Genomic DNA, 25,917 nt, shown 5'->3' on the forward strand with positions numbered 1-25,917 from the left:
GTTAGCTTCCGCTTCTGCAATAATTGCCATTATATCATATATTTAACAAGTGCATAACTTTCGAGCGCACCGAGATCCGAACCTGAGTGGTAATTGCGCTCCTGATTCCGCTCGCTTCAAACCGGTTGCTTGTTCTGGTGCCGCGCGGGCCGCTTCCCTGCTCATCCGTCGGCATCACAAAAGCCGCAAATGCCCGGAACTATCGCTTGAAACGCGCCAAACGCGCGCCCCTTGCGCCGACGAGCACTTACCGAGATTCCGTGCGTTCAATCCGAACCAGGAGAGCGGCGGTTCCGTCGACCACGCCGCACGTCGAAACTGCATCGCTTGCCACCGTCTCTTTCGTGTAACGATCTCAGGCGTGCGGGAGAATTCACTCGCGGCGCTAGAAGAGCGAGAATGCTGGATTTCCGACCATACAAATTTCAGCCCAATTGGCGAGCGCTGTTCGGTCCAATACGCTTCGATATGGCGCCCCACTGACGTCAATTGTCACCAGGTTGCAGAGTACGGGACAGTGCTCCGGTTCGAGCGATTGAGCATTGGGTGCAAGGCACCGGGTGATGTCTGAATGGTGGCTGCGTTACAAGTGGGGTTTCCGCCAGCCGGCAAGCGACCGAGCACTTGATATCTCGTCAGCCCGTGCAATTGCAGGCTTCACCGAAGTCCGCTCGTCATCCGTTTCCAACTTCGCTTGTTGAATTGCCAAGACAAGTTCGCGGTAGGAGCGGTCGCCCATGTTGCAGCGGCCGGACAGTGTCACGTTTCCGCGGTCCTCTGTCGGGTAGGCGAAGGCGGTGAGCCAATCACACTTTCCGCCAGGGGGAGGGCACGACGAGAACGATACCCGCGATCGGCGCCGATCGCGGTCGCCGATGCCATTCATCCAAAACCGATGCCGCGAGCTAGGACGTGGTCGGACTTCCCGAGCTCAACCATCTTGATAAGCGTTGCGTTGGACCCGCAGTTTACCAGCGCTGTCTGAGAACGATCTGGGATACCTCCTAGGTATCCGCTTCAGGCAGCCAGACTCGCAACTGACCGACCGGTTTGAAGCCAAGCTTCAAAAGCTCCTCCAATGCAAGGCCGTGATCGTATCCAACAAGTGGCAGATCCGGGGAAAAGGCGTTACCGGCGAGCAAAACAGCATCCCGAAACGCGGGCGGGGTATCAAACAGACTAAAGATGTTCGAGATCCCTACCGTTTGAGAGGACCGGTTTACGATGCAGCCGGCATCGAAGCCATTCCCCGTCGATCGGCCATAGATATGCAGGTCGGGCTCGGAGAGCAGAGAGGGTGGAAAGACCTTGGCGTCGGAGGGGTTGCCGGCCTCTTTCCAGGCGCGTTCCCAGCAGTTCAATGCCGTCGCGTCGCGCACTCGTTCCCAGCCGTGGGTCGAGCAAGCGGGCGTTCCGCAAGGTTCGGCCCAAACCCATGACGCCGTAAACAACAGCCGGAATCCCTCGCCGGTCAGATCCAGCGTCGAAAATCCGTCTTTAAGACTGGGCCGCCGTCCCAACCTATCCGTCAGCCGGTCGATCTCGACGAACTGGTCCGCAACACCGTTCGGGTCGAGTGTCGTCATGTTCGAATAGTATGGAGGGGCGATCGCATCGCTGGACCAAAACGTGCCGGTTCGGCGATCAGGCCGTCCATGTGCTCGAAACACCATCTGATAGAGATCGGCATTGTTGGCCGCGCAAAGCCAGGCCTTTTCTTCATCCGAATGTATCGGGATTTCGGATTGTGAAAGGCTCTCTGTCATGGGTACCTGTTGAACTGAATGGTGAACGCCCGACCTGTCCGTTTTGCGCTCGTCTGTCGAGTAGCCATGACAGACGATACACCGCAGTTTCTGTCTATCAAAAGCCGAGAACAGACAAGCCGCGTTCCGGCCGCCCTTGAAAACTCCCACCAGCGAAGGCTTCCCCCGCTTTCGCGCGACATGACGACAATTGCCTCCCTGTCGAAACGACATCCGGAGCTGCGCGTTCGAGGATCAACCCGCTGTGCCTGCCGCCAACCATCTTTGCCCGACATCTAAGTTAGACGGCCACATTCCCTCAGGAGCCGAATGTGACCTGATCGCCATGGCGGCTACAGATGTGATCGCGCCATCTAGGTTCGACGACGCCAGGTTCTGGCGTCAGGTTAGCGGCATTCTACCGAAAGTCGGATGGAAGCTTAACTGCTTCCCCCAGGCGATCTTGCTCAATCTGCCACGAAACGCAGATGACGGAAAATTCCGTACGGCTGGAGAACTGTAGACCGGACGCCGGCATGACCAAGGCTGGCTGCGGTGCTGGCTTAAGTTGGAATGTAGTTCAGTGCCGCCTCGACAAGAGGGGAGGGGACTTGGATCCGTCGGCAACGCGCCAGCAAGACAGCATCCGAAAATGAAACCTGTATGTGAACGACAAGACCCCTGGGTGGTTTCGGCGAGCGCCGGCTTCCTGCTCAAGTAGAGCCGGCATCGTCCCGCGGGTTTGGCGATGCTCCTCCCAGCACCCATCGCGAAACCGTTATACTGCAGCGGATCATCGCCGCTTCAGATGCGTTACCGCTTTGACAGCTTTTCCGCCTGGTCGCCCATTGATGTCATCCACCCGATGCTTGCAAAATCGCTTTCGTCGCAAGGCGGCGACCGCGCGTTGGAACTCTACCCTGCATTCCGCATCCCGCCGGCCCCGCGCAAGAGCGCCATCAACATCGGACCGAGCGAGAACTCACCGCGCCGCGCCTTCGAGGTCAGATCGCGGAGATAACCGCCCGCAGAATTGATGTGCCCAGCTCTTTCCAGCATGCAGGCGAGCGCCACCGCTGCATTTTCGGGCCCCATCACATCACAGGCATCCTGATAGGCACTCGGGCTGATGCCCAGCATCGAGCGAACGACCACGGCGGCCGCCATGAAGTCGCGCCAGTTCGATATCTCGCCGCTCTGCCCGTAAAGCCCGATCTCAGGGCAGGCCCGCAAAACCATCGCCAATGGGAACGCCTTAAGCGGCTCTGCTGTCGGCCGCTTTTCTGGCTCAGGCTTCGCCCCCAGCTCCTTTCGAGAGCTTGGTTCAAATTCATTAGGGGATTCGGGATTTGAATTCTGTATATGACGCTCAAAACAAGCATCATTGCTGCTCATATTTTGAGAATTTTGCTGATCTTCCAATTGATTGACGATCTCAGCGCACAGCAGTTCCATTTCTTCGAGCAGCGCCTTGAGGTCATGGATGGATGGAGAGCGCGGCATACGCGCAACGAGGGCCAGGTAAACGGCCTCGATCTTCCCCCAATCGCCGCTCGCCCCCTCCTCTATAGCGGCAGAAATGAGCTTACGTGCGTCTCGGCGCCTGATCGTGAGGGCCTCCTTGGTGCGGCGAAAGAGCGTCCGTTCCGCTGCGACCTGTTGGGCCATTTGAGCAAGTTCCTCCGATCGCGCGAGCAGAGGCGCGAGATCAAAACCGAACGCGTCTTCGACTTCCCCGGACCTGTCCTTGCGAACGTAACGCTTGCCATTCGCGCTATCCTTGCGAACGATAAGCCCGGCATCGACGAGTGCTGCCAGGTGGCGACGCAAAGTTGCGCCGGCGATGCCATGCGCCCGAATTGAAAGCTGAGTATTCGACGGAAAGACGATCAGGGATTTACCCTGGCGAAGGTCGGTCTCGGGATAGAAGCTCAACAGCGCATCAAGGACGGCCAGTGCCCTGTCCTGCAGGCCGAGAAGCGGCCGCGCCTCACAGGCGTCGCGAAAGACCTTCCACTTATCCGCCGACTTGTTCGGCGTGATCTCGACGGATGCTACTTGTCGCCTCACCAGCGCAAGCGTCATCGGCCGCCGCCCAAAGGGCGTCGTCACATTTCCACTCTGCATTTTCCCTCACCCTTCAGAAGGCAAAAGAAATCCGCTCACCAAATTAGGTGCCAAAGTCTCTTGACGGGGATTCGTGGAAATGCGATTCTCAGATTGTCCAGATATGAGAGAGGCTTCCACGACGGCAACGTTTGGGGGCCTTTTTCTTTTGCAGCAGTCCTTTCGTGTTCACGTATCCGATTGCATCTCCGACCGTTGTCAGAGGCCTTGATCCTTGCGGTCGCGAGAGAACCGCGCAACGAGCGCTGGCAGTTCCTCCCCGACGAATTTGACGAATTCCACGCCGAGAGGCCCGTCGGCTGATATCCGCACCTCCTTGGCCGAAAGCTTCCAGGAACCCAGCTTGTTGCCGGACGCATCGGACAAGTCCGTGCCGTCTTGGCGTACCGCGTTCGCGGGTTTTATGGTTTCGAACGCACGCTGGAAGCGTTGATCGGACAACGGCGAAGCGTCGCGCGCCTCAGACAAGATCTGTCGAGCGGCCGCAACGGATTCCGGATGGTCAGCGATCGTCTTGGCGAATTCGAGCCAGCGCGGCCGGCCAATCTTTGGCGCGCGACCAATGGCCTCGATCACGTCGGTCGGGACCACGCGGTAAACGCTGCGCATCTTGGCGAGCTCCGGGTCGTCGATCGACAGTGCCGCCTTTATGTCGCGCGGCTTGATACCGGCGTCGTCCATGCGCGATGCGAACAAGGCGCGTTCGATCCAGGTGAGATCTTGCCGGCTTGCATTCTCAACGCCCTGAGCAACGACCAGGTCCAGATCCGATATTTCGACTTCGATCGCGCGAACGGGCTTGCCAAGTTGTTTTGCGGCAAGCCACCGCCGGTGGCCGTAAATGATCTGGTAGCGTCCCGCCGACGAGGGGTGTTTGCGAACCTGGACCGGAACCTTCTGTCCTTCTGCATCGATCGAGCGCTTGAAGGCTTCGAAGTCCGCCCCGTCATCGTCCGGCAGCCTGTCCGGATAGGGAGAGGGGTCGACCAGTGAAGGATCAAGCTCTCGGATCGCGCCGCCACCCGACTCGACCAGTGCCTTCAGCCGATCGCGCTCGGCCCGTATGTCGTCGATCGCTCGATGCGCGGCACCGACCACACCGGCGCCGACCCGATTGGGAGCGGCAGGAGGAGCGGGCGTCGTCGATTGCTCTTTCGCAGCAAGGTTGCTTTCAAGTTCGGCCGAAAGCAGGCCGAAGCTGGCGACGATCGATTTGCGGGCGTTCTTGCTCATTCACGTCCCCAGCTCGAGTTGATCAAACGAATGATGGCCTCGTTCACGCCATCGACAGCCTCACGGGCCCGCTTGTGCGTGTCGCGGCCGATCTGGCCCATTTCGAGCTCATAGATTGACCGTTTCGCCAGGCCCGCCGCCTCGACTGCCGTGCTTTCGATCGCGGTCGGCAGGAGCACGTCCGAACCGAAGAGATGGCGCAACATTGCCACGACCTGCGACTGAGGTGCGTCGTTCGGATCGTGCCGCGTCACGAGGTAACGAATGAAATCCTGGTCGAGCTGAGCGCCGTTGTCGTTCAACACGCCGATCAGGTCGCCCATCATCAAGAGGAACTGGCTCATCGATGCAACGTCGAGCATCGCCGGGTGAACGGTGATGATCATGCTCGTGGCGGCGTAGATCGCGCTCAGCGTCAGGAAGCCGAGGGAAGGAGGCGTATCCAGAAGGACGACGTCGTAGTCGTCTTCCACCTCGGAAAGTGCGAGTTTCAAGCGCTCGAAGAAGATGGCGCCGGAGCTTGATTTGCTTGCGAGCACACGCGGCGTCTCGTGCTCGTATTCCATGACTTCGAGGTTCCCCGGTACGAGATCGACGCCTTCGAAGTAGGTCTTGCGGATGATGTCGCGGATCGGCCGGCGCTCGGCATCGTCGTAGCGAAGTGCCGCGTAAATCGTTTCGTTGGCGCCGACATCGAGTTCCGGCTGCGCGCCAAACAGTGCCGAGAGCGATGCCTGCGGATCGAGATCGAGCGCGAGTACACGATAACCATTGAGCGCCAGATAATGCGCAAGATGGACACATGTGGTCGTCTTGGCACTACCGCCCTTGAAGTTGGCGATCGCAAGGACCTGAAGATGTTCGCCCGGGCGGCGGCGAGGCAGGAAGCGGAGCGCCTCGGAAGGCTTCTGCTTTGCAAACAGCTCCCGCAGCTCGTTGATCTGCGCGAGCGTGTAGACCCGGTGATTGTTCTCTAGGCGGCTCGGCTTGGGCCCGCGCCCCTCGGACGACATCAGCTTCAGCGTCGAATCCGGTATGGATGTCAGCTTCGAAACTTCGTTCGTCAGAAACGACCTCAAGGTCTTCTCGGACTTCGGCGGATACATGCGCGTTCGCAGTTGCTGCAACTGGCTCGACAAAAGACCGGCGTGCCGCAATATCTTGGCGGCAGCGTCTTCCTTGAGTTGAACGTCAGTTTCTGCAGGTCTAGCTATCGCCATTTTTCCCTCTTGGCGGCCGAAAGTCGGTTTACCGGCCATTGCCCGCCAAAGATAAAACACGATTCTCCCGGACCGTCCAGAACAATAGGGTTAACAAAGCCTCAAGGCTGATTGTGAAGCTTGCCCGACGGAATCCCGTCACCCTATTGGAATCGCTGGGCTTTCCTGGACGAGATGGGCTGCCAGGCGATGAGTTTGCGCACACCTTTGTTCGCGCAGACCCACAACCGAAAGGCGATTGCGCGAGCATTGGGCCTAGACTCGTGAACCGCCACCGACCCGCCCGCCGCGAATCATCTGCAGACGCCCGGTTTACGCGCAGATGCCGACAGTCCGCCCAGTCAGTGTCTCATCATCCTTGGTTGGCCCGGCATTTCCCCCTGCTGCGTGAACGGTCGCCTTCAGCCAAGACGAAACTGCGCAGGCGAAATGCGCCTGCGCAGCCGACATCCGTTGGATTGTCGAGGCACTACGCCGGCTGGGCGACCATCTTTGATCGCTGCTTCCACATGGACAGCATCAGGACAATGACCAGGAGGCCAAGCGTGACCAGCGAAGCGTTGTCCCGCGGCAGGTTCAATCCGCCCTTTTCGATGGGCTTGGTCAGAAAATCGCCGAATGTCGCTCCGAAGGGCCGCGTGAAGACGAAGGCGATCCAGAACAGCAAGACATCGCTGATCTTGGTCATGTAGTGGAGCGCGACAACGAGACCGATGATCCCGGCCGTAACGATCGCACCTTGAACATAGCTCAGGTCCATGTTGTCGGTGAGAAAATCACCGAAGGCCGTTCCAAGGCTGTTTGAGAAGACGACCGCAATCCAGAATAGGGTCTCGGTATCCCGGCGGTTGACGTGCACGACATCAAGCTTGGCGTCCCGCAAATACCAAACACCGAGCGATATTGCGAGCCCGAGCGTCAGGATGATCGACCCCGAGAGGTAGCCGAGGCCGAAGGACCGATCCATCATATCGGATATTTCCGTTCCGGCCGTGGTCGTCGCGACGATCGCCAGCCAGAACAGCGGCGAATAGAATTTCCGCGCGGAGATCTGCGCGACGAGGATGACCAGCAACGCTGCAAATGTGATGCCGAACCCGACATAATAGCCGAGATTGAGTGTCATGGAGATGAAGTCGCCTGCGGTCTCTCCAAGGGTGGTGGCGAGGATCTTCATGATCCAAAAGGCCAGCGTCACTGCGGCGACCTTGGTAAGTGGCGCGGCCGTGGGCGTCTTGCCGGAAAGCTCAGATGCGGATTTTGAAACCATGATGCTTCCTATCGGGAAAAATGGTTGACCGTCTCGAAGTGAGGTGATCGGCGAGAGAAGTGATCGCCGGGACGCCGAGGACTTCGCATCTGGGTTGGATGCGACTGAACCCTCGGGCCCCGCGGTTCTCGAGCCGAAGCGGGCGGATGGCCTGCCGCGCCGGATATTGAGGACCGATTCTCACGGTGGCTTTACGCAGAACTTACGGATTCGTAAGGGAACGACGCCTGAAAAGGCCGATCACATTCAGCCGTCCGATAGGCGCCTCGCATCGCCTGATGGTCTGAGCCACAGCCTCCGAACACCCTTTGCGATGGCTGCGCATGTATTGAGAGGGCAGGGGCTACCGCTGCAGCGGGCTGGCCAGACCGAGAAAGCCACTCGGGCGCAACGAGGTAAATTGCGGCTCGGCAGCGCCCACCTGTGGCACCCGCGCCGCATCCATCACAAAGGAGATCACGCGATCCCTTACTTCGACCGAGATACGGCCGTGAAACGCCAGCACTCGGCGACTAAGCGCATACCGATAGCTATGAGACACCGGATGGAGGCTGGGTGGATGTCTGGCTCCTGGCCACGGCCATGCGCTAACCACTTGTGGCCCAACAGAGAGGGCGGTCCTTTCGGCTGTGAGCGATCTTGGGCCGCGCCGTCCCCGCGCGACCTCTCGGGCTCGATCTATGCCGCGTTCGCCTAGCTATGGACCGCGGCGACCAGGCGGCGGCAAGCGTCCACGAGGTTCGGCTCTTGAAGCAGGGCGCCGCCGATCAGGTACATGACGTCGTTGCCGTAGGCTTCGCGCATCTCGGGAACCCGCTCGAAGGTCATGCCGCCACCGGGCGCGGCAACGATAGCCCTCGGCCCGCCCATGTCGACCGCGCAGGCCCGGGCGATCGACAGGCATTCCTCTCGCGTGAAACCGAAGCGGCCTCCGAAGTTCGGATAGATCACCGCGTCTGCCCCCATCAGCCGATGCAGCGTGCCGAAGAAGGACCGGTGCGAGAAGCCGCAATCGGAAGAGACCACATTTGCGCCCGAGAAGGCCGGGTGCGAAACGATCGGCAAGGTGAAATCGGGGTCGGCTGCAAGCGTGCGGACGACATCATAACCGGTCAAAGCCGGGGCCAGCATCACCGCACCGGCACCGGCTGCCTGCGCTTCCTTCGCCCGGTCAAGCACGGCTGAAGCCGGCCCGGTGACATTCGGCACGAAGCTCGTGTTGCCACCGGTTTTGGCATTGGCCTCGCCAACGGCCGCGATGCAGGCCTTTAGGCGTTCGGCAAAAGGCGACGTCACCTGATCGACGAGACCGTGGTCGTCCTTGACGAAGTGCATGCCGCCAAGCGCGAAATCATGGGCGCGGCGCGCAAGTTCGGATGTCGAAAGCCCGACGGGCTTGATCGCCGACATCAAAAGAGGGCTTTCGCCTACGCCTGCGCGGGACCGAAGCCCGCCAATACCGTGCTTCGGTCCTGCGCAAAGCGCGAGGATACCCGGCGAAAGACCGATATCCTCGACCTTCAGGCCGGGCTTGATGGAGCTGTTGCCGAAGATGACGTTCAAGAGCTGCAGAAAGTCGCCGCCGACATCGTCGTCGGAATAGGAGATCGTGGCGAGAAAGCCCGGCCGGTCGGCCGGATCCGGCTTCAGGTCCTCCAGCTTGCCGAGGATCTCATCCTCGACATAGCCTTTGGGAACAGCGCTGCGCGGAATTTCGACGGTCTGCTCCAGAGCGATGTCGAGCGCGCGCGCCTTAGCCTCCTCGGCGTCAGCGGCCTGCACGTAGTAGGTGACGGTGAAACGCGGAGCCACTAGAGCGCCTCCGCCTTCTGGGCCGAATGAACGTGGTCGATGCGGACCTCCGTCAATTCGTCCTCGCCAATCTCGAGCGGCTTACCGACGAGATCTCCGATGGCGCCAACGAGCGCGCCGGCGTCCAGGCCATACTTCTTCATGAGGTAGGGCTTGGACGCGCCATGGGCAAAGGTGTCGTTAAGGCCGAGCCGCTTCAGGCGGACGCCGAGCCCCTCTTCCACCAGGATTTCCGCAACGAGCGAGCCGAGGCCACCGACGATGGTGTGGTTTTCCAGCGTGACGACACCCTTCTTGCCACGCGCGGCCTTCAAAAGGCCTTCGCGATCGAAGGGTTTCAGGGTCGAGGCGTGCAGGTGCGTGATGCCGATGCCGCGTGCCTGAAGCGGTTGGGTGGCGCGCAGTGCTTCCTCGGTGCAGACGCCTGAGGAAACGACGAGAATGTCGTCGCCTTCGGACAGGACCCGCAGCTTGTTGAACGCGAAAGGCGTCGAGAAGAGACGCGGGACCTCGCCGCGAAGCACGCGCACATAGACGGGCCCATCGATGCTGTCGGCCACTTCGAGCACGGTCTCCACCTCGGTCGCATCACCGGTCTCGAGGATCGTCATGTTCGGTACAGCGCGCAGTACGGCAATGTCCTCGATCGCCTGGTGGGTGATGCCGCCGGGCGTGGTGATACCGGGCAGGAAGCCCATCAGTCGCACCTTGCGATTGGAATAGGCGATGGAGTTGATCAACTGATCATAGGGGCGGCGATAGAGGAAGACCGAGAAGGTGTGAATGAACGGCCGGTAGCCTTCCATCGCCAGCCCGCCGGCAAAGGACAGCATGTTCTGCTCGGCCATGCCGAGCGAGAGGAATTGCTGCGGATGCCGGTCACGGAAACCGTCGACCTCGCAGGACGAGGTCAGGTCGGCGGAAAGGCAGAGGACTTCGGGTCGCGCCGTGGCGAAGGTTTCGAATGCCTTGGCGTAGGGACGATTGACGATCTCGACCATGTTCAGGCCCCTTTCATTGCGTCGGCGTCGACGCCGAGTTCGGCCGCAAGTGCCGCCTGCATTTCAAGCCGCTCCTCCGCGCTCTTGAAGCGCACGTAGTGAAGCCGCGGGAAACGTTTCTTGAGGAAGTCCATGCCCTGGTAGGGCGAGGTGTTGGCGAGGATCACCAGCGGCTTGCCGGGTTCCGCGCTTCCGGCCGCAGCCCTGAGCGCGTCGAGATCATGACCGTCCACCGACCGGCAGGTGACGCCGAAGGCGCTGACGCGGGCTGCAAGATCGCCAAGGTCGAGCACCGACGACATGGCACCGTCGCATTGCTGGCGGTTCACGTCGACGACGACGCGGATGTTGTCGATGCCGTGGTAGCTCATCGCCGCAAGGCACTCCCAGGTCTGGCCTTCCTGGAACTCGCCATCCGACATGTAGACCCAGACCTTGCCCGGCTCCTTCTTCTGCAACCGCGCCCAGGCGACGCCGGAGGCCATGGAGAGACCCTGCGCCAGCGAGCCCGTGGTCACTTCCATGCCGGGGCTGTGCTCGGCGCCGATCATCTCGACCGAACCACCATCCTTGTTGAAATGATCGAGCGCGTGCTCGTCCATGCGCCCCATCTCGATCAGCGCCGAATAGATGACGAGCGCATAGTGGGCAGGCGAGATGAAAAAGCGGTCGAATGCCGGCCCGACCGGTCCGTGATACCCGGCGCCGGTAAAGGCGTCCGGATTGTGCGCCGAAGGGACGCCACGAAACGGCAGTGGCACCTTCGGCAAGGTCGGCTGGCCGAGCGTCAGGAGCTCGTTATAGAGCAGCGCAAGGCTTTCTGCAGCCGAGCAGGCTTGGCTGAGGTAACCGCCATTGTTCTTCATCGTGTGGAAGAACACGCGCCGGCGGATGCCGAGCGCGATCTCTTCCGTTGAAACCCGGTTCGTGAGTGTCATCGTCTCAGCTCCGTTCTGGGAAAAGCGCCTTGAGGCCTTCGGGCGACGGCGTTGCGATGCCGCGCTCGGTGATCAGGCCGGTGATGAGGCGGGCGGGCGTGACGTCGAAGGCCGGGTTGGCGGCGGGGCTGCCCTCCGGCGAGATGCGCACGCTGGCAATCGAGCCGTCGCTGGCGCGCCCCTGGACGAAGCTAACCTCGTCGGCGGTGCGCTCCTCGATCGGGATTTCCTTGATCCCGTCGCGGACCGTCCAGTCGATCGTCGGCGAGGGGAGGGCGACATAGAAGGGGACGCCGTTGTCGCGCGCAGCAAGCGCTTTCAGATAGGTGCCGATCTTGTTGCAGACATCGCCATTGGCCGTCGTCCGGTCCGTGCCGACGATGACCATATCGACATCTCCGTGTTGCATCAGGTGCCCGCCGGCATTGTCGACGATCAGCGTGTGCGGCACGCCATGGCCGTTCATTTCCCAGGCGGTGAGATAGGCGCCTTGATTGCGCGGGCGCGTCTCGTCGACATAGACATGCACCGGAATGCCTTCCTCGACAGCCATATAGATGGGGGCCGTCGCCGTGCCGTAGTCGACGGTCGCAAGCCAGCCGGCGTTGCAATGGGTGAGGATGCGCACGGGTTCGCCCGGCGCCTTCTTCGCCGCAATTTCGCGGATGACCTTGAGGCCGTTTGCGCCGATGGCGCGATTGAGTTCGACATCTTCGGCCGCGATCTCGGCGGCGCGATCATAGGCCGCCTTGGCACGCTCGCCTTCCGGCAAGGGGCGCAGATGGTCGCGCATGGCGTTCAGCGCCCAGCGCAGGTTGATGGCGGTCGGCCGTGTTTCGTTGAGCTCCTCCCAGACGGCGTCGAGATGGGCGTTCGACGGATCCTTGGCCATCGCAATGGCGACACCGTAGGCGGCGGTGACGCCGATCAGCGGTGCGCCGCGCACCCACATGTCGCGGATGGCGACGGCCACATCGGCGACCGTCTTCAGCGTCACGACGCGGAACTCATGCGGCAGCCAGCGCTGGTCGATGATGTCGACGGAGCGGCCGTCCTCGTTGAGCCAGATCGTATGGTAGTGGCGTTCTCCGACTTTCACGCTGATGTCTCCTTCTGAAGGCGCTCCGCGAGTGCGCGGATATCCTTGAGGCTGTGGATATGATGCCGGTTGACGGCAAGGTGACGCCCGAGCTTCAGCGCCCTGGTTTCGCAGGCAGCACGGCGATCGGGGTCGACGATGGTTTCGAAGTCGGCGTTGTGGGCGAGCCCCAGGATACGGCGGTGCATCTCGACGCCGGCAAAGCCCAGCATCTCGCGCCAGATCTCGTCGATGACGATGTCGAGCGCCTGCTCGGCACCGAACGGGTCGTTGCGCGCCTCAAAGAGGCTTGCCTGGTAGAGAATGCCGTTACGCTCGGTGCGCCAGAGATGGGCGAATTCGGTGCGGAAGGTTTCCCAGATGACTTCGACCGTATCGAGCAGATAGCTACGCATGTCGTCGCGGGCGCCGGGCGCGTTTTCGTGGCCGCTCTGCGAAAAATAGCTCATCCAGAAATTGGCAAGCAGCATGCCGACATCGAAGCTGATCGGTCCGTAGAACGCGAACTCCGGGTCGATGACACGGGTCTCGTCGTCCGTCACCATCACTGACCCGGTATGCAGGTCGCCATGGCAAAGCGTCTCCGCCTTGGCGGAGAAAAGATGCTTCAGCCGTTGCGCTTCGACCTTGAGGTCGCGGTCGGCGCGAAGCTCGGCCACAATAGGATCGAGCTGCGGCGTGGTGTGCCGGTTGAGCTCTGCCTCGAAATAGGGATCGGAGAACACCAGGTTTTCGGTGATGTCGCAAAGCTCGATATTGTCGGCGAAAAGCGCAAGGTCCGCCTTCTTCTCGCGCGTGGCCATGGAGAGGTCGGAGCCGCGAAAGAGCGTACGCGCGACGAAGAGGCCAAGGTCACGCCCGATTTTCGGGAGCTGCCGCCCGTCGATCAGCGCGCGCCTCAAAATCACGTGCGGCGTCAGGAACTCCATGACGATGAGCGCCTGGGATTCGTCGAAGAAATAGATTTCGGGCACGAGCCCGGGATCGCGCGCTGCCTGGCGCTTGAGGGCATGATATTCGAAATAGGAGCGCTTCAGTGGCAGCGGCCAGCTTTCGCCGACAAGGCGCACATAGGGCAGCGCCTGCTTGACGATGGCAGAACCCCTGTCACCGGTGACGATGAAGACCAGGTTCAGGTTGCCGTCGCCGACTTCCTTGACGCTCCAGCGCGAAAAGTCCGGCCCGATCTTTTCTCTCAGGACGGCGTTGCCACCGAGTTTTTCCGGTAACGTCGCAGCGCTCAGCGCCTCGAAGACCTGCTTGTCCATATCGTTCTCCTCCAACGCATGGCGCGGGCCTCCACCGCTCGCAGCCATGCCGTGTGTGGTCACAACTAAGGCGGCATTCTAGCAAATGTCAATGGCCTTGACATTTGACGGACGGCTATCCTAACCTGCCTTCATCGGGAGGAGAGAATGAGCGAACAGGCAGTGTTTCGCATTGAGGGCGTGCGCAAATCCTTTGGGCCGGTACCGGTTCTTCGAGGGGTGGATCTCGATCTCAAAGCTGGGGCGGTTACCGTTCTGATGGGCGCCAATGGCGCCGGCAAATCCACGCTCGTGCGGATCTTGAGCGGCGTCTACACGCGCGACGCCGGCACGATCACGCTCGCCGGAATGGCCTTTGAGCCGACGACCCCGGCCGAAGCGATCCGCGCCGGTGTCGTCACCGTGCATCAAAACATCAATGACGGGGTGGTTGCCGATCTCGACGTCGCCACCAATCTGACGCTCGATCGCTTGAACGGACGCGGTGCGCGGCTGTTCTTCAACCCGCGCCGGGTGCGGCGCGAGGCTGCCGCGGTCGCGTCGCGCATGGGGCTTGCGATCGATCTTGCCGCCAATATCAATGACCTGACGCTTGCCGACCGGCAGATGGTGGCGATCGCCCGTGCCATGGCGCACGAGCCGAAGGTGCTAATCCTCGACGAGCCGACATCGTCGCTGTCGAGCGCGGAGGCAGACCGGCTTTTCGATCTCGTCGACCGGCTGAAGGCGCGCGGTGTCGCCATTCTCTATATATCCCACCGCATGTCAGACATCCGGCGGCTGGCCGACAGCATCGTGGCGCTTCGCGATGGCCGCATCAGCGGCCGCTTCGAAGGGCCGGAACTGAACTATGAGGGCGCCGTCAACGCCATGCTCGGTCGCAAGGTCTCGGCAGGGGCCGTCGATCTTCGCGACGGCGGCGCTCCGGTCTTTGCCGTCCGCGGCCTGAAGCTCTCGGAACAGGCGCGCCCTTTCGATTTCACCCTCCGCGACGGAGAAATCGTCGCCGTCACCGGGCTTGTGGGCGTCGGCAAGACGGCGCTCGCCGAGACCCTGTTTGGCGCACGCGCGCCGTTCGCCGGTGAGATGATGCTCGACGGCGCGCGCTATGCGCCGGGAAGCACGGGCCGGGCGATCGCCGGCGGCGTCTTTCTTGTCGCCAAGGACCGCGCCGAAAGCGGCATCGTTCCCGACTTCAACATCTACGAAAACATCAGCCTACCGTTCCTTAGCCGGCTCTCGCGCTTCGGCATATCGAGCCGGCGGGCGGAAAAGACCAAGGCACGCCAGCAGATCGCGGCGCTTGGCGTCGTCTGCCGCAGCGAGCGCGACGAGTTGCAGACACTTTCGGGCGGGAACCAGCAGAAGGTGATGGTCGGGCGCTGGCTTTCCGAGCCGTCGCGCCTGCTCATCCTCGACGAACCCTTCCAGGGCGTCGACATCGCCGCACGCCGCGACATCGGCGAGAAGCTGCGCGCCTCGGCCGCGGGCCGCGCCACGATCCTCTTCCTGACCGAACTCGACGAAGCCTTCGAAGTCGCCGACCGCATCCTTGTGATGTCGGAACAGACCATCGTCGGCGAGCACCGCAATGCCGACGTCGATGTCGAGCGGCTTCTGTCGGAAATCGCCGGTCAATTCTATCAACAGGTCCATGCGTCATGAGCAGTGAACAGAGCAATTCCGCAGCACCGGTCGCGGTCCCTTCGAGCGCATCGGGAATTCGCGAGGCGGCGATCAAATACGGCTTCCTCGTGCTCCTCGCCGGGATGGTCCTTTACTTCTCGCTCGTGACCGGCGGCTTCGCCTCGCCGCAGAGCGCCGTCTTCATCCTGCAATCGGTGTCGATTACCGGCATCCTTGCGCTGGGCGTGACGGCCACGCTGGTCGTCGGCGGCTTCGATCTTTCGATCGGCTCGGTCGCGACGACGGCGATGATGGCCTCGTCCTATGTGATGGTGGTGATGGGCGGCGACGCACTGACGGCAACGCTCGTCTGCCTTGCCATCGGCGTGCTGGTCGGTTTCGTCAACGGCGTCATCATCGTCTATATGCGCGTGCCGGATCTGCTGGCGACGCTCGGCATGATGTTCCTCTTGCTCGGCCTCCAGCGCATCCCGACAGAGGGCCGGTCGATTGCGACAGGCATGACGCTTCCCGACGGTTCGGTAGCCGAAGGCACCTTCAGCCCGGCCTTCCTCGCACTTGGCCGCCACCGCTTCGATTTCATCCTGCCCAATCTCGTGCCGGTTTCGGTGGTGGTGCTGATCGTGCTTGCGATCCTGATCTGGTTCTTCCTCGAATACACCCGCTTCGGCCGCATGATGTATGCCGTTGGCTCCAACGAACGGGCAGCCGGCCTCGCCGGTGCGCCGGTCAATGCCTACAAGATTTCTGCCTACATCATCTCCGGCGTCTTCGCTTCGATCGGTGGCATCCTGCTTGCCGCCCGCCTTGGCCGCGGCGACATCGCTTCGGGCAACAACCTGCTGCTCGATGCGGTTGCCGCCGCGCTGATCGGCTTTGCCGTGCTCGGCGCCGCCAAACCGAACGCGTTCGGCACGGCGATCGGCGCGCTCTTCGTCGGCATCCTGCTGCAGGGCCTGACGATGATGAACGCACCCTATTACACCCAGGATTTCATCAAGGGCGCCGTGCTCGTCGCTGCCCTGATCTTCACCTTTGCGCTCTCGAAAAGAGGCAAACGCTGACGGGGCTCCCTTCAGCGGAAAACAAAAAGTTCACCAGTGGAGGAGACTGACATGAACATGACTCGCAGAAGCCTGGGCCGCTTGACGCTCGGGTTGATGGGGGCAGCCGCCTTCGGCGTGCCGTCCTTTGCCGCCGACATGCCGAAGCCGTTCGACAAGGCCGGCGACGTCAAGATCGCGCTCGTGCGCTACCTTTCGACCGGCGACTTCTTCCAGTCCTATCTCGCCGGCGTCGAGGCGCAGTCCAAGGCGCTCGGCGTGCAGCTTCAGGTCTTCGATAGCCGCCAGGATGCAGCGCTCCAGGCCGACATGGTCGACCAGGCGATCGCACTTGGCGTGCAGGGCATCATCATCCAGCACGGCCTGACGGAATCGATGAAGGAAGCCGCCCAACGCGCGGTCGACGCCGGCATCAAGGTCGTGGCCTTCGACGTCAACGTCGAAAACGAGAAGATCCCGCAGATCGAGCAGTCCGACCGCGACCTCGCGCGCCTCGCGCTCGAGCAGGCGGTCAAGGACAATGGTGAAAGCTTCAAGGCTGGCTACGTCTATGTCGCCGGCATCGCGCCGCTCGACCGCCGCGACGAGACCTGGAAGGAATTCAAGGCCAAGTATTCCGGGATCGAGGAAGCCGCCCAGTTCGGAACCATGGACAACCCGATCGCCAACTCGGTCGCCAACCAGGCCCGCGCGGTGATTTCGGCCAAACCCGATATTACCGTGATGTTCGCGCCTTACGACGAATTCGCCAAGGGCGTGAAGATCGCAGTCGACGAGGCCGGCCTTTCGTCCAGCGTCAAGATCTACTCGGCGGACATCTCGACGTCCGACATCGCCGCCATGCGCGAATCAGGCTCGGCCTGGACGGCAACGGCCGCCACCAACCCGGCCGTCGTCGGCCAGGTCTCGGTCCGCTCGCTCGCCATGCTGCTTGCCGGCGAAGACCCGGGCCGCCAGGTCGTCGTACCGCCGACGCTGATCACCCAGAAGGACCTGAACGACCAGGACATCAAGAACATGGAAGAGCTCGGCGTGAAGCTGCCGCAGTTCGCCCATGCGGATGTCGCCATGCCGGCATGGATGCCGAAGCCCTGATCTCCTGACCCATAAATTCGGAAAAGGGGCGGTCCATCGGGCCGCCCCTTTTTGTTTCCGGCTTTGCTTCAGTCGGCGTTTGACGCCGGCGGCGCCCACGCCTCGATCGCCGTCTCCGGATAGATCTGCACGGAGCCGGGTTCGAAATAGCTCTCGATCGCGTAGCCGAGGCTGGTCAGGTCTGTCCGATACCAGCCGACGATCTTGCCGCGCCAGGAGGCGCGGCCTTTCTTGGCGGCATAATCACCCATTTGAAAAGCGGCATCTGCAGGCCAGGGATCGACCATTTCGTCTCCATCCGAACAACTCTAGCGGGAGACGACATGGTGGCACGCTTTCACCCTTGGGTGGAAGGGGTCAGCGCATCGCCGCTGCGATATTGCCGCCGTCGACGGTCGTGACATCAGCGGTTGTGCGTTCAGCAAGCGCGTGGTGCACGAAGGCGCGCGCCACGTCCTCGGCCGTCACTTCGAGACCGAGCAGGTTTCCGCCCATATAGTCCTTGACCGAAAGGCCGCGCGCGGCTGCGCGATTGGCGATCATCTCGTCGTTGAGCAGGCCCGAGCGGATGCGGTCGGCGTTGACGGCATTGACGCGGATATGATCAGCCCCGTGTTCGAGCGCATACTGACGCGACAGGAACAAGGTCGCTGCCTTCGGCAATCCGTAAGCGCCGAACTTGGCGCCCGGATTGACAGCCTGCTTGGAGGCGTTGAACAGCAGCACGCCGCCGGTCTTCTGCTCCTTCATGATGCGCACGGCATTCTGCGCTACCGTCTGATGGGCGAAGAAGTTGAGTTCGAAGCTGCGGCGCAGCAGGGCGTCGTCCATGGTCGCAATCGGACTTTCCCAGGCGGCCCCCGCATTGGAAACGACGATATCGACGCCGCCGAAGGTCGCGACCACCTGGTCGAAAGCGGCGCGAACGGATGCCGGGTCGGTGATGTCGCAGGCGATGCCGATCGCGTTGTTGCCCACCGCCTTGGCCACGGCTGCCGCCTTGTCGCCGTCGAGATCGAGCACGACGGCATGGGCGCCCTCGGCGACGAAGGCCTTGACGATCGCCGCACCGATAGCGCCGGCGCCGCCGGTGACGAGCGCGACCTGACCGGTAAACGGCTTCGGCTTGGCGCCGGCGAGCTTCGCCTGTTCCAGCGACCAGTATTCGAGGTCGAAGAGATCCGGCCGGCTGACCGGCTCGAAACGGCCGACGGATTCGGCGTCGCGCGCAGCCTCGATCCACATCTCGCCGACATCGACGGCGATCGTCGCGTCCTTGTACGTGCGGCCGTGGCCGAACATACCGAGCCCCGGCACCAGCGTCAGGCGCGGCATGGGATCGAGCATGATGCGCTTGACGTCGTCGCGTGCGTCGTTGGTGTGGAAGTACCCGGTGTAGTCTGCAGCAAAGGTGGCGACACGCGCGTCGATCACGGCCCGGTAGCCCGAGAGATCATCGTGAGCCGGCGCCGGAAGCACCATCGGCCCGGTCTTGATGCGGATGGAAAGATCGGGCGTCGAAACGCCCCTGGCGGCCATCTCCTCAACCTGTTGCGCGTTGACGAAGTCGAGGATAGCGGGCGAGGTGCGGAACACGCTGACCATGCGGTCAAAATGGCCCTCGCCCTTGTCGACGGCAACGGCACCGCGCAGCATCGGCGCGATATCGGCTGGGCTTGCAAGCTCTGTGGGCAGGGCGGCCGGCGTCAATGGATTGCGCCCGTTGGCCTTCACATACTCTTCGGCGAGCGTGACATAGTGGATCATCCGCGCATAAGCTTCCTTGGCTGTGTCGGCGAAGGTGAAGATCCCGTGCTTGTCGAGGATCAGCCCCTCGACCGTCGGATCCTGGTCGAACACGTCCGCCGCAGCCTTCGCCAGCGCGAAGCCCGGCATGATGTAGGGCACGAAACCCATTTTCCTGCCGAAGAGTTCGGCGCACATCTCCCGGCTCTTGGCCTGGTCGGCGATGGCAAGAATGGCGGTCGAATGAGTATGGTCGACGAACTTGTGCGGCAGGAAGGCATGCAGCAGCGCCTCCACCGACGGGTTCGGCGAGCCCGGATCGATGAGGTTGGCGCGCAGCAAAGTCACCATGTCCTCGTCCGACAGCCGTTCGAGCATGCGGCTCTTCAGCAGCGGCGCGATCTTGACGGCGGGCAGGCCGGCAGGCTCGATCGTGCCCATGTCCCAACCACTGCCCTTGACGCAGAGCACGGCATGCGTGTCGCCGACAAGGTCGGTGATTTCGGTTTTCACTGAAGTATTGCCGCCGCCATGCAGCACGAGCCGCGGCTCGCCGCCAAGCAGCCGCGTCGTATAGGTCCGCAGCGCCAGATCGCGGCCGATGCCCTCCGCCTGATAGCCCGCAACGACCTTCTCCGCCTCGTCGTCGCGCCAGAGATTTTCCATAAGTTCAGCCTCCCGATAAACCGGCCCGGCCGGTATCGGCGGACCCAAATTTGGGGCTCAGGGGGCGCCTGAGCCGCTCTTGCCAAGCCCTTCGCGGTTCCAGCGATCCAGGACCTTGCGTGCCATCGACTCGGTGATGACGAGATGCGAGGCGAAGCCGCCCTTCAAGGCCGCCATCAGCGGCTCGAACTTGCTGTCCTCCTGGACGACCAGCATGCGCTTCTTGATCGTGCGGATGGATCCAAGATCGGCCGAAATGCAGCGGCGATTGTGCTCGCAATCCATCCATTGGCCATCGCGGTCGATGAGCTGTCCGGCAATGACGCCGGCCGCGCCCTTTTCACCCATGGCATGCATGTCTGCAGCCGAGAGCGCCCCGCACTTGACAAGGTGGCTGTCATCCTCGATGCCGCCGACCGAATAGAGCGCCAGACCGCAGTCGGAGATGGTTGCGAGCTGCTCCTTGATGACGGGTTCGCCGCGCAGCTCTTCAGCAAGCCGCTCGGAGGAAAGCACGAGCGGCGCATAGAAATTGATGCCTTCGGCATTCAGACGGCGGGCGATTTCCGTCGTGCATTGATCCGGGCGGTAGGAATAGGGCGCGCCGAGATTGCCGCAGAGCTGCACGACCGTAACGCCGCGCAGGTCCGCAACGGGCATGACGTCGGCGATATGATAGACGGTGCGGCCCCAGGCAACGCCGATCCGGTCGCCCTTGTTGATCAGTTCGAGAAAGACGGACGCCGCGACGACGGGCATTTCGGCGGCCGGGTCCATGGCCTGCCGGTCTTCCGGCACGAGCCACGCGGTCGTCAGCCCGGTGGCGTCTTCGAGCTCGCGGGCAAGCACGTCCTGCGAAAACAGCTCTGTCGAGGTGGTGATCGTGACGATGCCCATCTCGCGGGCCTTGCGCAGATACGTGGCGATCGAGGCACGGGATATCTCCAGCCGCTGCGCCACTTCGTCCTGGCGCAGGCCGTGCGTATAATAGAGCCAGGCGGCCTTGTGAATGATCTGGTCTGTGGCTCGGATGGGCATTGGCGGAACCTTCGCAAGATGGATCTGACATATTTCATCTATACTGACAAAAGTCAACGTCATTGACGATTGTCGTGTCCCGTTGACGCGACAGCGGCTGCATCTCTCTTCTGAATGATGATCCTGAATGTGCCACGCGGAGCCGCGAACGCGGCTACCGCCAGCAGCCGGTTGCAAACGGAATCCATATGTGAACATACTATTCATATAAGGGTCTGAATGGAGATCGAGCGACATTGCGCTCGGAAGCCAGCCAACGGACCCGCTATTGCCGACCGATTGCATCAGGGACTGACCAATGGATGACTTCATGCCCACCGTCGGGGTGTCCTCGACCCATCCCGCGGACATGCCGCAAGAGCACGCAGCACTTCCCGTGTGGAACGCGGAAAACTGGTTTTACGAGGATTGGCCGGTCGGCCAGCGTATAAGGTCCTTGCGGCGCACGATCGCCGAAGGTGACAGCCACCTCTTCAATACGCTGGTCGTCGACATCCATCCTTACGTGCAGGATCAGATGTTTGCCGAGCGCGAGGGCATCTTCGGCAGGCGTCTCGTTGCCGGCGCTTTCGTCTTTTCCGCTGGCCTCGGGCTGGTCGCCACCAACTGCGTCAACGCCTTTTCCTACGGCTACGACAAGCTGCGCTTCATCAAGCCGGTCTTCATCGGCGACACGATCTACACGATCCGCACCAACATGGACAAAACGCCCCGTTACAAGGAGCTCGGGCTTATCCGAGCCAGCTACCAGGTCTTCAAGGGCGAAGGGGAGCTGGTGCTCTACTGCGAGCACCTGCAGACCGTGAAATACAAGAACCCCGCCGACTTCGTCGGCAAGACCGAGAAGTAAGATACCGATGACCGAAACCAACGAATTGCCGCTCTCTGGCCTTGTCGTCGTCGACATGAGCCAGTTTCTCTCCGGACCCTATTGCTCGCTTCGCCTGATGGATCTCGGCGCGCGGGTCATCAAGATCGAGCGTCCCGACGGCGGCGACCTGTCGCGCCGGCTCTATCTGAGCGACACCGAGATCGGAGGCGATTCGACGATCTTCCATGCGATCAACCGCGCCAAGGAAAGCCTCGCGATCGACCTCAAGAACGAGGGCGACCTTGCGGCCCTCAAGACGCTGCTGACCAAGGCTGACGTGCTGATCCAAAACTTCCGCCCCGGCGTCATCCAGCGCCTCGGCCTCGACTACGAAGCGGTCAAGGCGATCAATCCGAAGATCGTTTATGCCTCGATCAGCGGCTATGGGGAGGAGGGCCCCTGGGTGAAACGGCCGGGGCAGGATCTGCTCGCGCAATCGCGCTCTGGCGTCATGTGGCTGAACGGTGATGAGGGCCAGGGGCCGGTGCCCTTTGGCCTTGCGATCGGCGACATGCTTGCGGGTGCAGCGGCAGCGCAAGGCATTCTCGCAGCGCTCGTCCGCCGCGGCATTTCCGGCAAGGGCAGCCTGATCGAGACGAGCCTGCTGGAAGCACTCGTCGACTTCCAGTTCGAAGTGCTGACGACGCATCTGAATGACGGCCGGCGGCTGCCGACCCGGTCCGGCTTCCGCAGCGCCCATGCCTATCTGTCGGCGCCTTACGGGGTCTACCCGGCCAAGGATGGCTATCTCGCCATCGCCATGACGCCGATCCCGAAGCTTGCCGATCTGCTGCAGATGCCCAAACTCGACGCCTATCGCGACGATCCGGCCACCTGGTTCTCCGAACGGGACAAAATCAAAGCGCTGATCGCCAAGCGGATCGCTGAAAACACCATCGACCATTGGCTTGGCGTCCTTGAGCCCGCTGACATCTGGTGCGCCCGGGTCCTCAACTGGAACGAACTGCTCGAAAGCGAAGGTTTCCAGGTGCTCGACATGTTGCAGACCGTTGAGCGCGAGGATGACGTTTCGATCATGACGACACGGTCACCGCTCAGGGTCAACGGCAAGCGCGCCCAGGTGGACCGCGCAGCACCACGCATCGGAGAACACAGCACCTCGATCCGCAAGGAGTTCGGCCTGTGAGCACCAAATTGAAGGGCATGACCTGGAGCCACCCGCGCGGCTATGATCCGATGATCGCCTGTTCCCGGCTTTGGCAGGAACGCACCGGCATAACGGTGGAATGGGACAAGCGCTCGCTGCAGGATTTCGAGACCTATCCCGTCGAAGAGCTGGCGCGGGCCTATGACCTGATCGTCATCGATCATCCCCATGTCGGCCAGATCACCAAGGAAAAGTGCCTGGCGCCGCTTGATGTGGAAGGCCATCAAGAGGAGAGGGCGGCGCTTGAGGATGCGAGCGTCGGGCGCTCCTATCCGAGCTATACCTGGCAGGGCCGGCAATGGGCCTTCCCGATCGATGCAGCGACGCAAGTCCAGGCCTGGCGCCCGGACCGGACGGAACGCACGGAAGGCTGGAGCGACATGCTGGCGCTCGCGCGACAGGGGAAGGTGGCGCTGCCGATGCGTCCACCGCATTCCCTGATGAGCTTCTACACGCTTGCCGGCAACCTCGGCTCTCCCTGCCGAAGTGACGGTACCGGGCCGCTGATCGAAACCGACGCCGGCGTCGATGCCTTCGAGCGCCTGCGCGAGCTCACGGATCTGATCGATCCCGGCTGTTTCTCGATGGACCCGATCGCCGTGCTGGAGGCCATGAGCGATCCCGCCTCGAAAGTTGTCTGTGCGCCACTGATTTACGGCTATGTCAGCTACGCGATTGCGGGCTTCCGGCCGTCGCTCGTGACGTTCGGCGATATTCCGGTTGCCGGAACCAATGGCCCTGTCGGCTCGGCGCTCGGTGGGACCGGCATTGCGGTCTCGGCCTTCTCGAACGCACGCGAAGCGGCGATCGATTTTGCCTATTTCGTTGCGAGCGGCGATGTCCAGCGCGGCATTTATGCCGCCGGTGGCGGGCAGCCCGGCCATGCGGCCGCCTGGGATGACGACGTCGTCAATGCCGCGACCTCGGACTTCTATCGTGCGACGCGCAAGACACTGGAGAGCGCCTGGGTTCGTCCGAGGCACGATGGCTACATGGCCTTCCAGCAGGCGGCGTCCGATCGCATCAATGACGGCCTCCTGCGCAAGGAGCCAGCGCGAAAGGTCGTCGACGACCTCAATCGAGTGTTTGCGGCGAGTTTTGTTGCAGCCTGACTTCTGAGTTCCGGGACGCCCAGGCGTCCCGGACCAGATTATAGAAAGGTCCGGTCAGGCGAGTTTCCAGATCCGGCGCGCGTTGTCGGCGAGCAACTTGCGCTTTTCCTCTGCGCTGCAGCCTTCGAGAAGCGCGTGGGTGGCGCCGACCCAGGTCGAAAGATTGCCGCCGAGCGTGCAGACCGGCCAGTCGCTTCCCCAAACCACCCGGTCCCACCCGAAGACGCCGATCGTGTGCTCGACATAGGGGCGCAGCGTCTCGACCTGCCAGGCTTCGTCCGCATAGGCGACGACGCCGGAGATTTTTGCCGTGACATTTGGCCGGCGGGCTATCTCGCTCATGTGCCCGCGCCAGGGGTGCTCGGCGCCGGCGCGAATGTCAGGCACGCCGCAATGGTCGAGAATGAACTGAACATCGGGCGCGAGATCGGCAAGCGCAATCGCCTTTTCGATCTGGTGCGGCAGGACGCAGAGGTCGAAGGTGAAGCGGCGGCCGCCGAGCCGGCGGATATTGTCGCGGAACGTCGCCCCTTCGGAAAGATCGTCCGGCATCACATGCAGCACGCGGCGGAAGCCCTTGACCAGGCCGTTTGCTTCCTGGCGTTCCAGATAGGCCGCAAAGCCGTCCTCTTCGGGCCGGCAGGCGGCAATCGCGCCCTTCAGCAGACTGTCCGCCTGGCCTGCGAGCCACGCGACCTCGGATGTCTCCTTCTCCATCTCCGAAGGATCGACATCGACCTCCATGTGCAGGCTGGCGGTAATGCCGAGCCGCCGCGCTTCGCGCTCGTAGGTGGCGTAAAGAAAGTCCTGGTCGAGGGCAGGCACACCGGCGAGCCAGGGATAGGCGAGCCTCGACCTGTCGATGAGGTGAAGATGGGTGTCGATGATCAAGGCGCGCCTCCTCCGAACGGCTTCTCACATAAGAATGATCTATTCAGATAAGAAGTACGATCGTTCTCAAGTGGCGTCAATCTGTTGTCGAGGCCACGTCCGAACCGGCCAATGTCGACAGCTGCTCGGCGGTTTTGAGCAAAAGGGCGATGCTTTCGGTGATATCAGGCGCCGAGGGCGCGTTGACGAGCGCGATATAGGGCACGGTCAGCGCCGCGATGCCGCGACCATCAGGCCCCAGGATCGGCGCCGAGAGGTTATAGACGCCGGCTGTCTGCGCGCTTGCCATCATTTCATAGCCGCGCTCGCGGATCTGATCGAGGCGCGCATAGAACTCCGGCCCGCGCGGGACCTCGTCTTTGCTCCTGCCATGTTCCGCGATCATCATCTCGCGCTCCTCAGTCGAGCGGAAGGCGAGCAGGATATGGCCGGATCCCGTGTCGAAGAGGCTGATATGCGATCCGACCCGGATCGAAATGCCCCAATAATCAGGCGCTTCCTGCTGGGCGATGACGACGGCGGAGCCGCGATCGAAGACGGCGAGGTGGTTTGCCTGCTTCGAGCGCTGGGCCAGATCCCGCATCAACGGCGTGGCGTAGGAGGCAAGCCTGCGGACCGGTGCATGCAGCTGCGAGAGCCCAAAGAGCTTCAATGTCAGCGAAAAGCGATCTCCGTCGATGCGCGTGACATAGCCGCGCCGCACCAGCCGATCGAGCATGCGGTAGAACTCGTTCGGGCTCCGGTTCAGGCGCTTGGAAATCTCCGCCTGTGTCAGTCCGCCGTCGACGCTGGCGAGCAGCTCGAGGATGTCGAGCCCCTTATCAAGGGCCGGTGCGCGGTAGCGGTCTGACTCTTCGGTGTCCATGAAGCCTCCTTGGTGAATACTCATATCCATATACGCAGACG

General features: G+C 62.1%; 21 protein-coding genes. 6 read left to right on the forward strand and 15 right to left on the reverse strand.

Translation table 11 applies throughout. From position 1 onward, the window contains the following. Window positions 1–1,004 precede the first annotated feature (1,004 nt). The 10 genes from OKW20_RS22315 to mtnK all read right to left on the reverse strand — a co-directional run bounded on the left by OKW20_RS22315 (window position 1,005) and on the right by mtnK (window position 13,713). The gene (locus OKW20_RS22315; RefSeq protein WP_429175450.1) at window positions 1,005–1,766 is read right to left on the reverse strand and encodes a hypothetical protein; all 762 of its coding nucleotides are present in this window, start codon (window positions 1,764–1,766) and stop codon (window positions 1,005–1,007) included. Between the two features lie 894 nt (window positions 1,767–2,660). Further along, window positions 2,661–3,872: a plasmid replication protein RepC gene (gene repC, locus OKW20_RS22320; protein ID WP_429175452.1), complete on the reverse strand. Its 1,212-nt coding sequence runs from the start codon at window positions 3,870–3,872 to the stop codon at window positions 2,661–2,663. Window positions 3,873–4,070: 198 nt separating this feature from the next. Beyond that, window positions 4,071–5,105 (reverse strand): plasmid partitioning protein RepB, encoded by a 1,035-nt coding sequence (gene repB / locus OKW20_RS22325; RefSeq protein WP_429175455.1) that lies wholly within the window; start codon window positions 5,103–5,105, stop codon window positions 4,071–4,073. Next, complete coding sequence (repA, locus tag OKW20_RS22330) at window positions 5,102–6,325, reverse strand: plasmid partitioning protein RepA (RefSeq protein ID WP_043619426.1); 1,224 nt, start codon at window positions 6,323–6,325, stop codon at window positions 5,102–5,104. Before repA ends, repB begins: the two co-directional genes overlap by 4 nt. 469 nt (window positions 6,326–6,794) lie before the next feature. Continuing rightward, complete coding sequence (locus OKW20_RS22335; protein ID WP_429175458.1) at window positions 6,795–7,595, reverse strand: COG4705 family protein; 801 nt, start codon at window positions 7,593–7,595, stop codon at window positions 6,795–6,797. 693 nt (window positions 7,596–8,288) lie between these two features. After that, the gene (locus OKW20_RS22340) at window positions 8,289–9,407 is read right to left on the reverse strand and encodes a RuBisCO large subunit C-terminal-like domain-containing protein (RefSeq protein ID WP_429175460.1); all 1,119 of its coding nucleotides are present in this window, start codon (window positions 9,405–9,407) and stop codon (window positions 8,289–8,291) included. Next, window positions 9,407–10,408 carry a transketolase family protein gene (locus OKW20_RS22345; RefSeq protein ID WP_429175463.1) on the reverse strand — a complete coding sequence of 334 codons (1,002 nt, stop codon included), beginning with the start codon at window positions 10,406–10,408 and terminating at the stop codon, window positions 9,407–9,409. Before OKW20_RS22345 ends, OKW20_RS22340 begins: the two co-directional genes overlap by 1 nt. A gap of 2 nt (window positions 10,409–10,410) precedes the next feature. Then, window positions 10,411–11,346, reverse strand: a complete 936-nt coding sequence (locus OKW20_RS22350) for a transketolase (RefSeq protein WP_429175466.1) — start codon at window positions 11,344–11,346, stop codon at window positions 10,411–10,413. 4 nt (window positions 11,347–11,350) lie between these two features. Next, window positions 11,351–12,445: an S-methyl-5-thioribose-1-phosphate isomerase gene (gene mtnA / locus OKW20_RS22355; RefSeq protein WP_205239726.1), complete on the reverse strand. Its 1,095-nt coding sequence runs from the start codon at window positions 12,443–12,445 to the stop codon at window positions 11,351–11,353. Then, complete coding sequence (gene mtnK, locus OKW20_RS22360; RefSeq protein WP_429175469.1) at window positions 12,442–13,713, reverse strand: S-methyl-5-thioribose kinase; 1,272 nt, start codon at window positions 13,711–13,713, stop codon at window positions 12,442–12,444. Before mtnK ends, mtnA begins: the two co-directional genes overlap by 4 nt. A gap of 147 nt (window positions 13,714–13,860) precedes the next feature. On the opposite strand from mtnK, the gene OKW20_RS22365 reads away from it, so the two are divergent. From OKW20_RS22365 to OKW20_RS22375, 3 genes are read left to right on the forward strand one after another with little or no spacing between them, the layout of a single operon-like run. Next, the gene (locus tag OKW20_RS22365) at window positions 13,861–15,378 is read left to right on the forward strand and encodes a sugar ABC transporter ATP-binding protein (protein WP_429175472.1); all 1,518 of its coding nucleotides are present in this window, start codon (window positions 13,861–13,863) and stop codon (window positions 15,376–15,378) included. Beyond that, the gene (locus OKW20_RS22370) at window positions 15,375–16,424 is read left to right on the forward strand and encodes an ABC transporter permease (RefSeq protein WP_052201864.1); all 1,050 of its coding nucleotides are present in this window, start codon (window positions 15,375–15,377) and stop codon (window positions 16,422–16,424) included. Before OKW20_RS22365 ends, OKW20_RS22370 begins: the two co-directional genes overlap by 4 nt. 51 nt (window positions 16,425–16,475) lie before the next feature. Further along, window positions 16,476–17,519, forward strand: a complete 1,044-nt coding sequence (locus tag OKW20_RS22375) for a substrate-binding domain-containing protein (RefSeq protein ID WP_429175475.1) — start codon at window positions 16,476–16,478, stop codon at window positions 17,517–17,519. Window positions 17,520–17,587: 68 nt separating this feature from the next. On the opposite strand, the gene OKW20_RS22380 is transcribed toward OKW20_RS22375, so the two are convergent. From OKW20_RS22380 to OKW20_RS22390, 3 genes are all read right to left on the reverse strand, one after another. Next, window positions 17,588–17,806, reverse strand: a complete 219-nt coding sequence (locus OKW20_RS22380) for a hypothetical protein (RefSeq protein WP_429175478.1) — start codon at window positions 17,804–17,806, stop codon at window positions 17,588–17,590. 70 nt (window positions 17,807–17,876) lie between these two features. Then, a complete protein-coding gene (locus OKW20_RS22385; protein WP_429175481.1) occupies window positions 17,877–19,931 on the reverse strand; it encodes a bifunctional aldolase/short-chain dehydrogenase in 2,055 nt (684 codons plus the stop codon). Between the two features lie 57 nt (window positions 19,932–19,988). Then, window positions 19,989–20,969 (reverse strand): sugar-binding transcriptional regulator, encoded by a 981-nt coding sequence (locus OKW20_RS22390; RefSeq protein ID WP_429175483.1) that lies wholly within the window; start codon window positions 20,967–20,969, stop codon window positions 19,989–19,991. Between the two features lie 298 nt (window positions 20,970–21,267). On the opposite strand from OKW20_RS22390, the gene OKW20_RS22395 reads away from it, so the two are divergent. Genes OKW20_RS22395 through OKW20_RS22405 form a run of 3 tightly spaced genes read left to right on the forward strand, consistent with a single transcriptional unit; the run spans window position 21,268 to window position 24,120 of the window. Further along, a complete protein-coding gene (locus tag OKW20_RS22395; protein WP_043619395.1) occupies window positions 21,268–21,819 on the forward strand; it encodes a MaoC family dehydratase in 552 nt (183 codons plus the stop codon). 7 nt (window positions 21,820–21,826) lie between these two features. Next, window positions 21,827–22,987 carry a CaiB/BaiF CoA transferase family protein gene (locus OKW20_RS22400; protein ID WP_429175487.1) on the forward strand — a complete coding sequence of 387 codons (1,161 nt, stop codon included), beginning with the start codon at window positions 21,827–21,829 and terminating at the stop codon, window positions 22,985–22,987. Beyond that, a complete protein-coding gene (locus tag OKW20_RS22405) occupies window positions 22,984–24,120 on the forward strand; it encodes an extracellular solute-binding protein (protein ID WP_429175490.1) in 1,137 nt (378 codons plus the stop codon). The genes OKW20_RS22400 and OKW20_RS22405 overlap by 4 nt, the downstream gene beginning before the upstream one ends. A gap of 54 nt (window positions 24,121–24,174) precedes the next feature. Here the strand turns inward: OKW20_RS22405 and OKW20_RS22410 are convergent, their stop codons facing one another. Together OKW20_RS22410 and OKW20_RS22415 are read right to left on the reverse strand one after the other, a co-directional pair. Beyond that, window positions 24,175–25,011 carry an amidohydrolase family protein gene (locus OKW20_RS22410; protein WP_429175492.1) on the reverse strand — a complete coding sequence of 279 codons (837 nt, stop codon included), beginning with the start codon at window positions 25,009–25,011 and terminating at the stop codon, window positions 24,175–24,177. Between the two features lie 76 nt (window positions 25,012–25,087). Further along, complete coding sequence (locus OKW20_RS22415) at window positions 25,088–25,876, reverse strand: IclR family transcriptional regulator (RefSeq protein WP_429114979.1); 789 nt, start codon at window positions 25,874–25,876, stop codon at window positions 25,088–25,090. Window positions 25,877–25,917: the final 41 nt, after the last annotated feature.

It is taken from the genome of Ensifer sp. LBL, from assembly GCF_050435225.1.
Lineage (GTDB): Bacteria > Pseudomonadota > Alphaproteobacteria > Rhizobiales > Rhizobiaceae > Ensifer.

What these genes read in the sequence shown, in the direction of transcription:
- OKW20_RS22315 (WP_429175450.1), bottom strand. Translation starts at nt 1,766, where the DNA reads ATGACAGAGAGCCTTTCACAATCCGAAATCCCGATACATTCGGATGAA.
- repC (WP_429175452.1), bottom strand. Translation starts at nt 3,872, where the DNA reads ATGCAGAGTGGAAATGTGACGACGCCCTTTGGGCGGCGGCCGATGACG.
- repB (WP_429175455.1), bottom strand. Translation starts at nt 5,105, where the DNA reads ATGAGCAAGAACGCCCGCAAATCGATCGTCGCCAGCTTCGGCCTGCTT.
- repA (WP_043619426.1), bottom strand. Translation starts at nt 6,325, where the DNA reads ATGGCGATAGCTAGACCTGCAGAAACTGACGTTCAACTCAAGGAAGAC.
- OKW20_RS22335 (WP_429175458.1), bottom strand. Translation starts at nt 7,595, where the DNA reads ATGGTTTCAAAATCCGCATCTGAGCTTTCCGGCAAGACGCCCACGGCC.
- OKW20_RS22345 (WP_429175463.1), bottom strand. Translation starts at nt 10,408, where the DNA reads ATGGTCGAGATCGTCAATCGTCCCTACGCCAAGGCATTCGAAACCTTC.
- OKW20_RS22350 (WP_429175466.1), bottom strand. Translation starts at nt 11,346, where the DNA reads ATGACACTCACGAACCGGGTTTCAACGGAAGAGATCGCGCTCGGCATC.
- mtnK (WP_429175469.1), bottom strand. Translation starts at nt 13,713, where the DNA reads ATGGACAAGCAGGTCTTCGAGGCGCTGAGCGCTGCGACGTTACCGGAA.
- OKW20_RS22365 (WP_429175472.1), top strand. Translation starts at nt 13,861, where the DNA reads ATGAGCGAACAGGCAGTGTTTCGCATTGAGGGCGTGCGCAAATCCTTT.
- OKW20_RS22370 (WP_052201864.1), top strand. Translation starts at nt 15,375, where the DNA reads ATGAGCAGTGAACAGAGCAATTCCGCAGCACCGGTCGCGGTCCCTTCG.
- OKW20_RS22375 (WP_429175475.1), top strand. Translation starts at nt 16,476, where the DNA reads ATGAACATGACTCGCAGAAGCCTGGGCCGCTTGACGCTCGGGTTGATG.
- OKW20_RS22380 (WP_429175478.1), bottom strand. Translation starts at nt 17,806, where the DNA reads ATGGTCGATCCCTGGCCTGCAGATGCCGCTTTTCAAATGGGTGATTAT.
- OKW20_RS22385 (WP_429175481.1), bottom strand. Translation starts at nt 19,931, where the DNA reads ATGGAAAATCTCTGGCGCGACGACGAGGCGGAGAAGGTCGTTGCGGGC.
- OKW20_RS22390 (WP_429175483.1), bottom strand. Translation starts at nt 20,969, where the DNA reads ATGCCCATCCGAGCCACAGACCAGATCATTCACAAGGCCGCCTGGCTC.
- OKW20_RS22395 (WP_043619395.1), top strand. Translation starts at nt 21,268, where the DNA reads ATGGATGACTTCATGCCCACCGTCGGGGTGTCCTCGACCCATCCCGCG.
- OKW20_RS22400 (WP_429175487.1), top strand. Translation starts at nt 21,827, where the DNA reads ATGACCGAAACCAACGAATTGCCGCTCTCTGGCCTTGTCGTCGTCGAC.
- OKW20_RS22415 (WP_429114979.1), bottom strand. Translation starts at nt 25,876, where the DNA reads ATGGACACCGAAGAGTCAGACCGCTACCGCGCACCGGCCCTTGATAAG.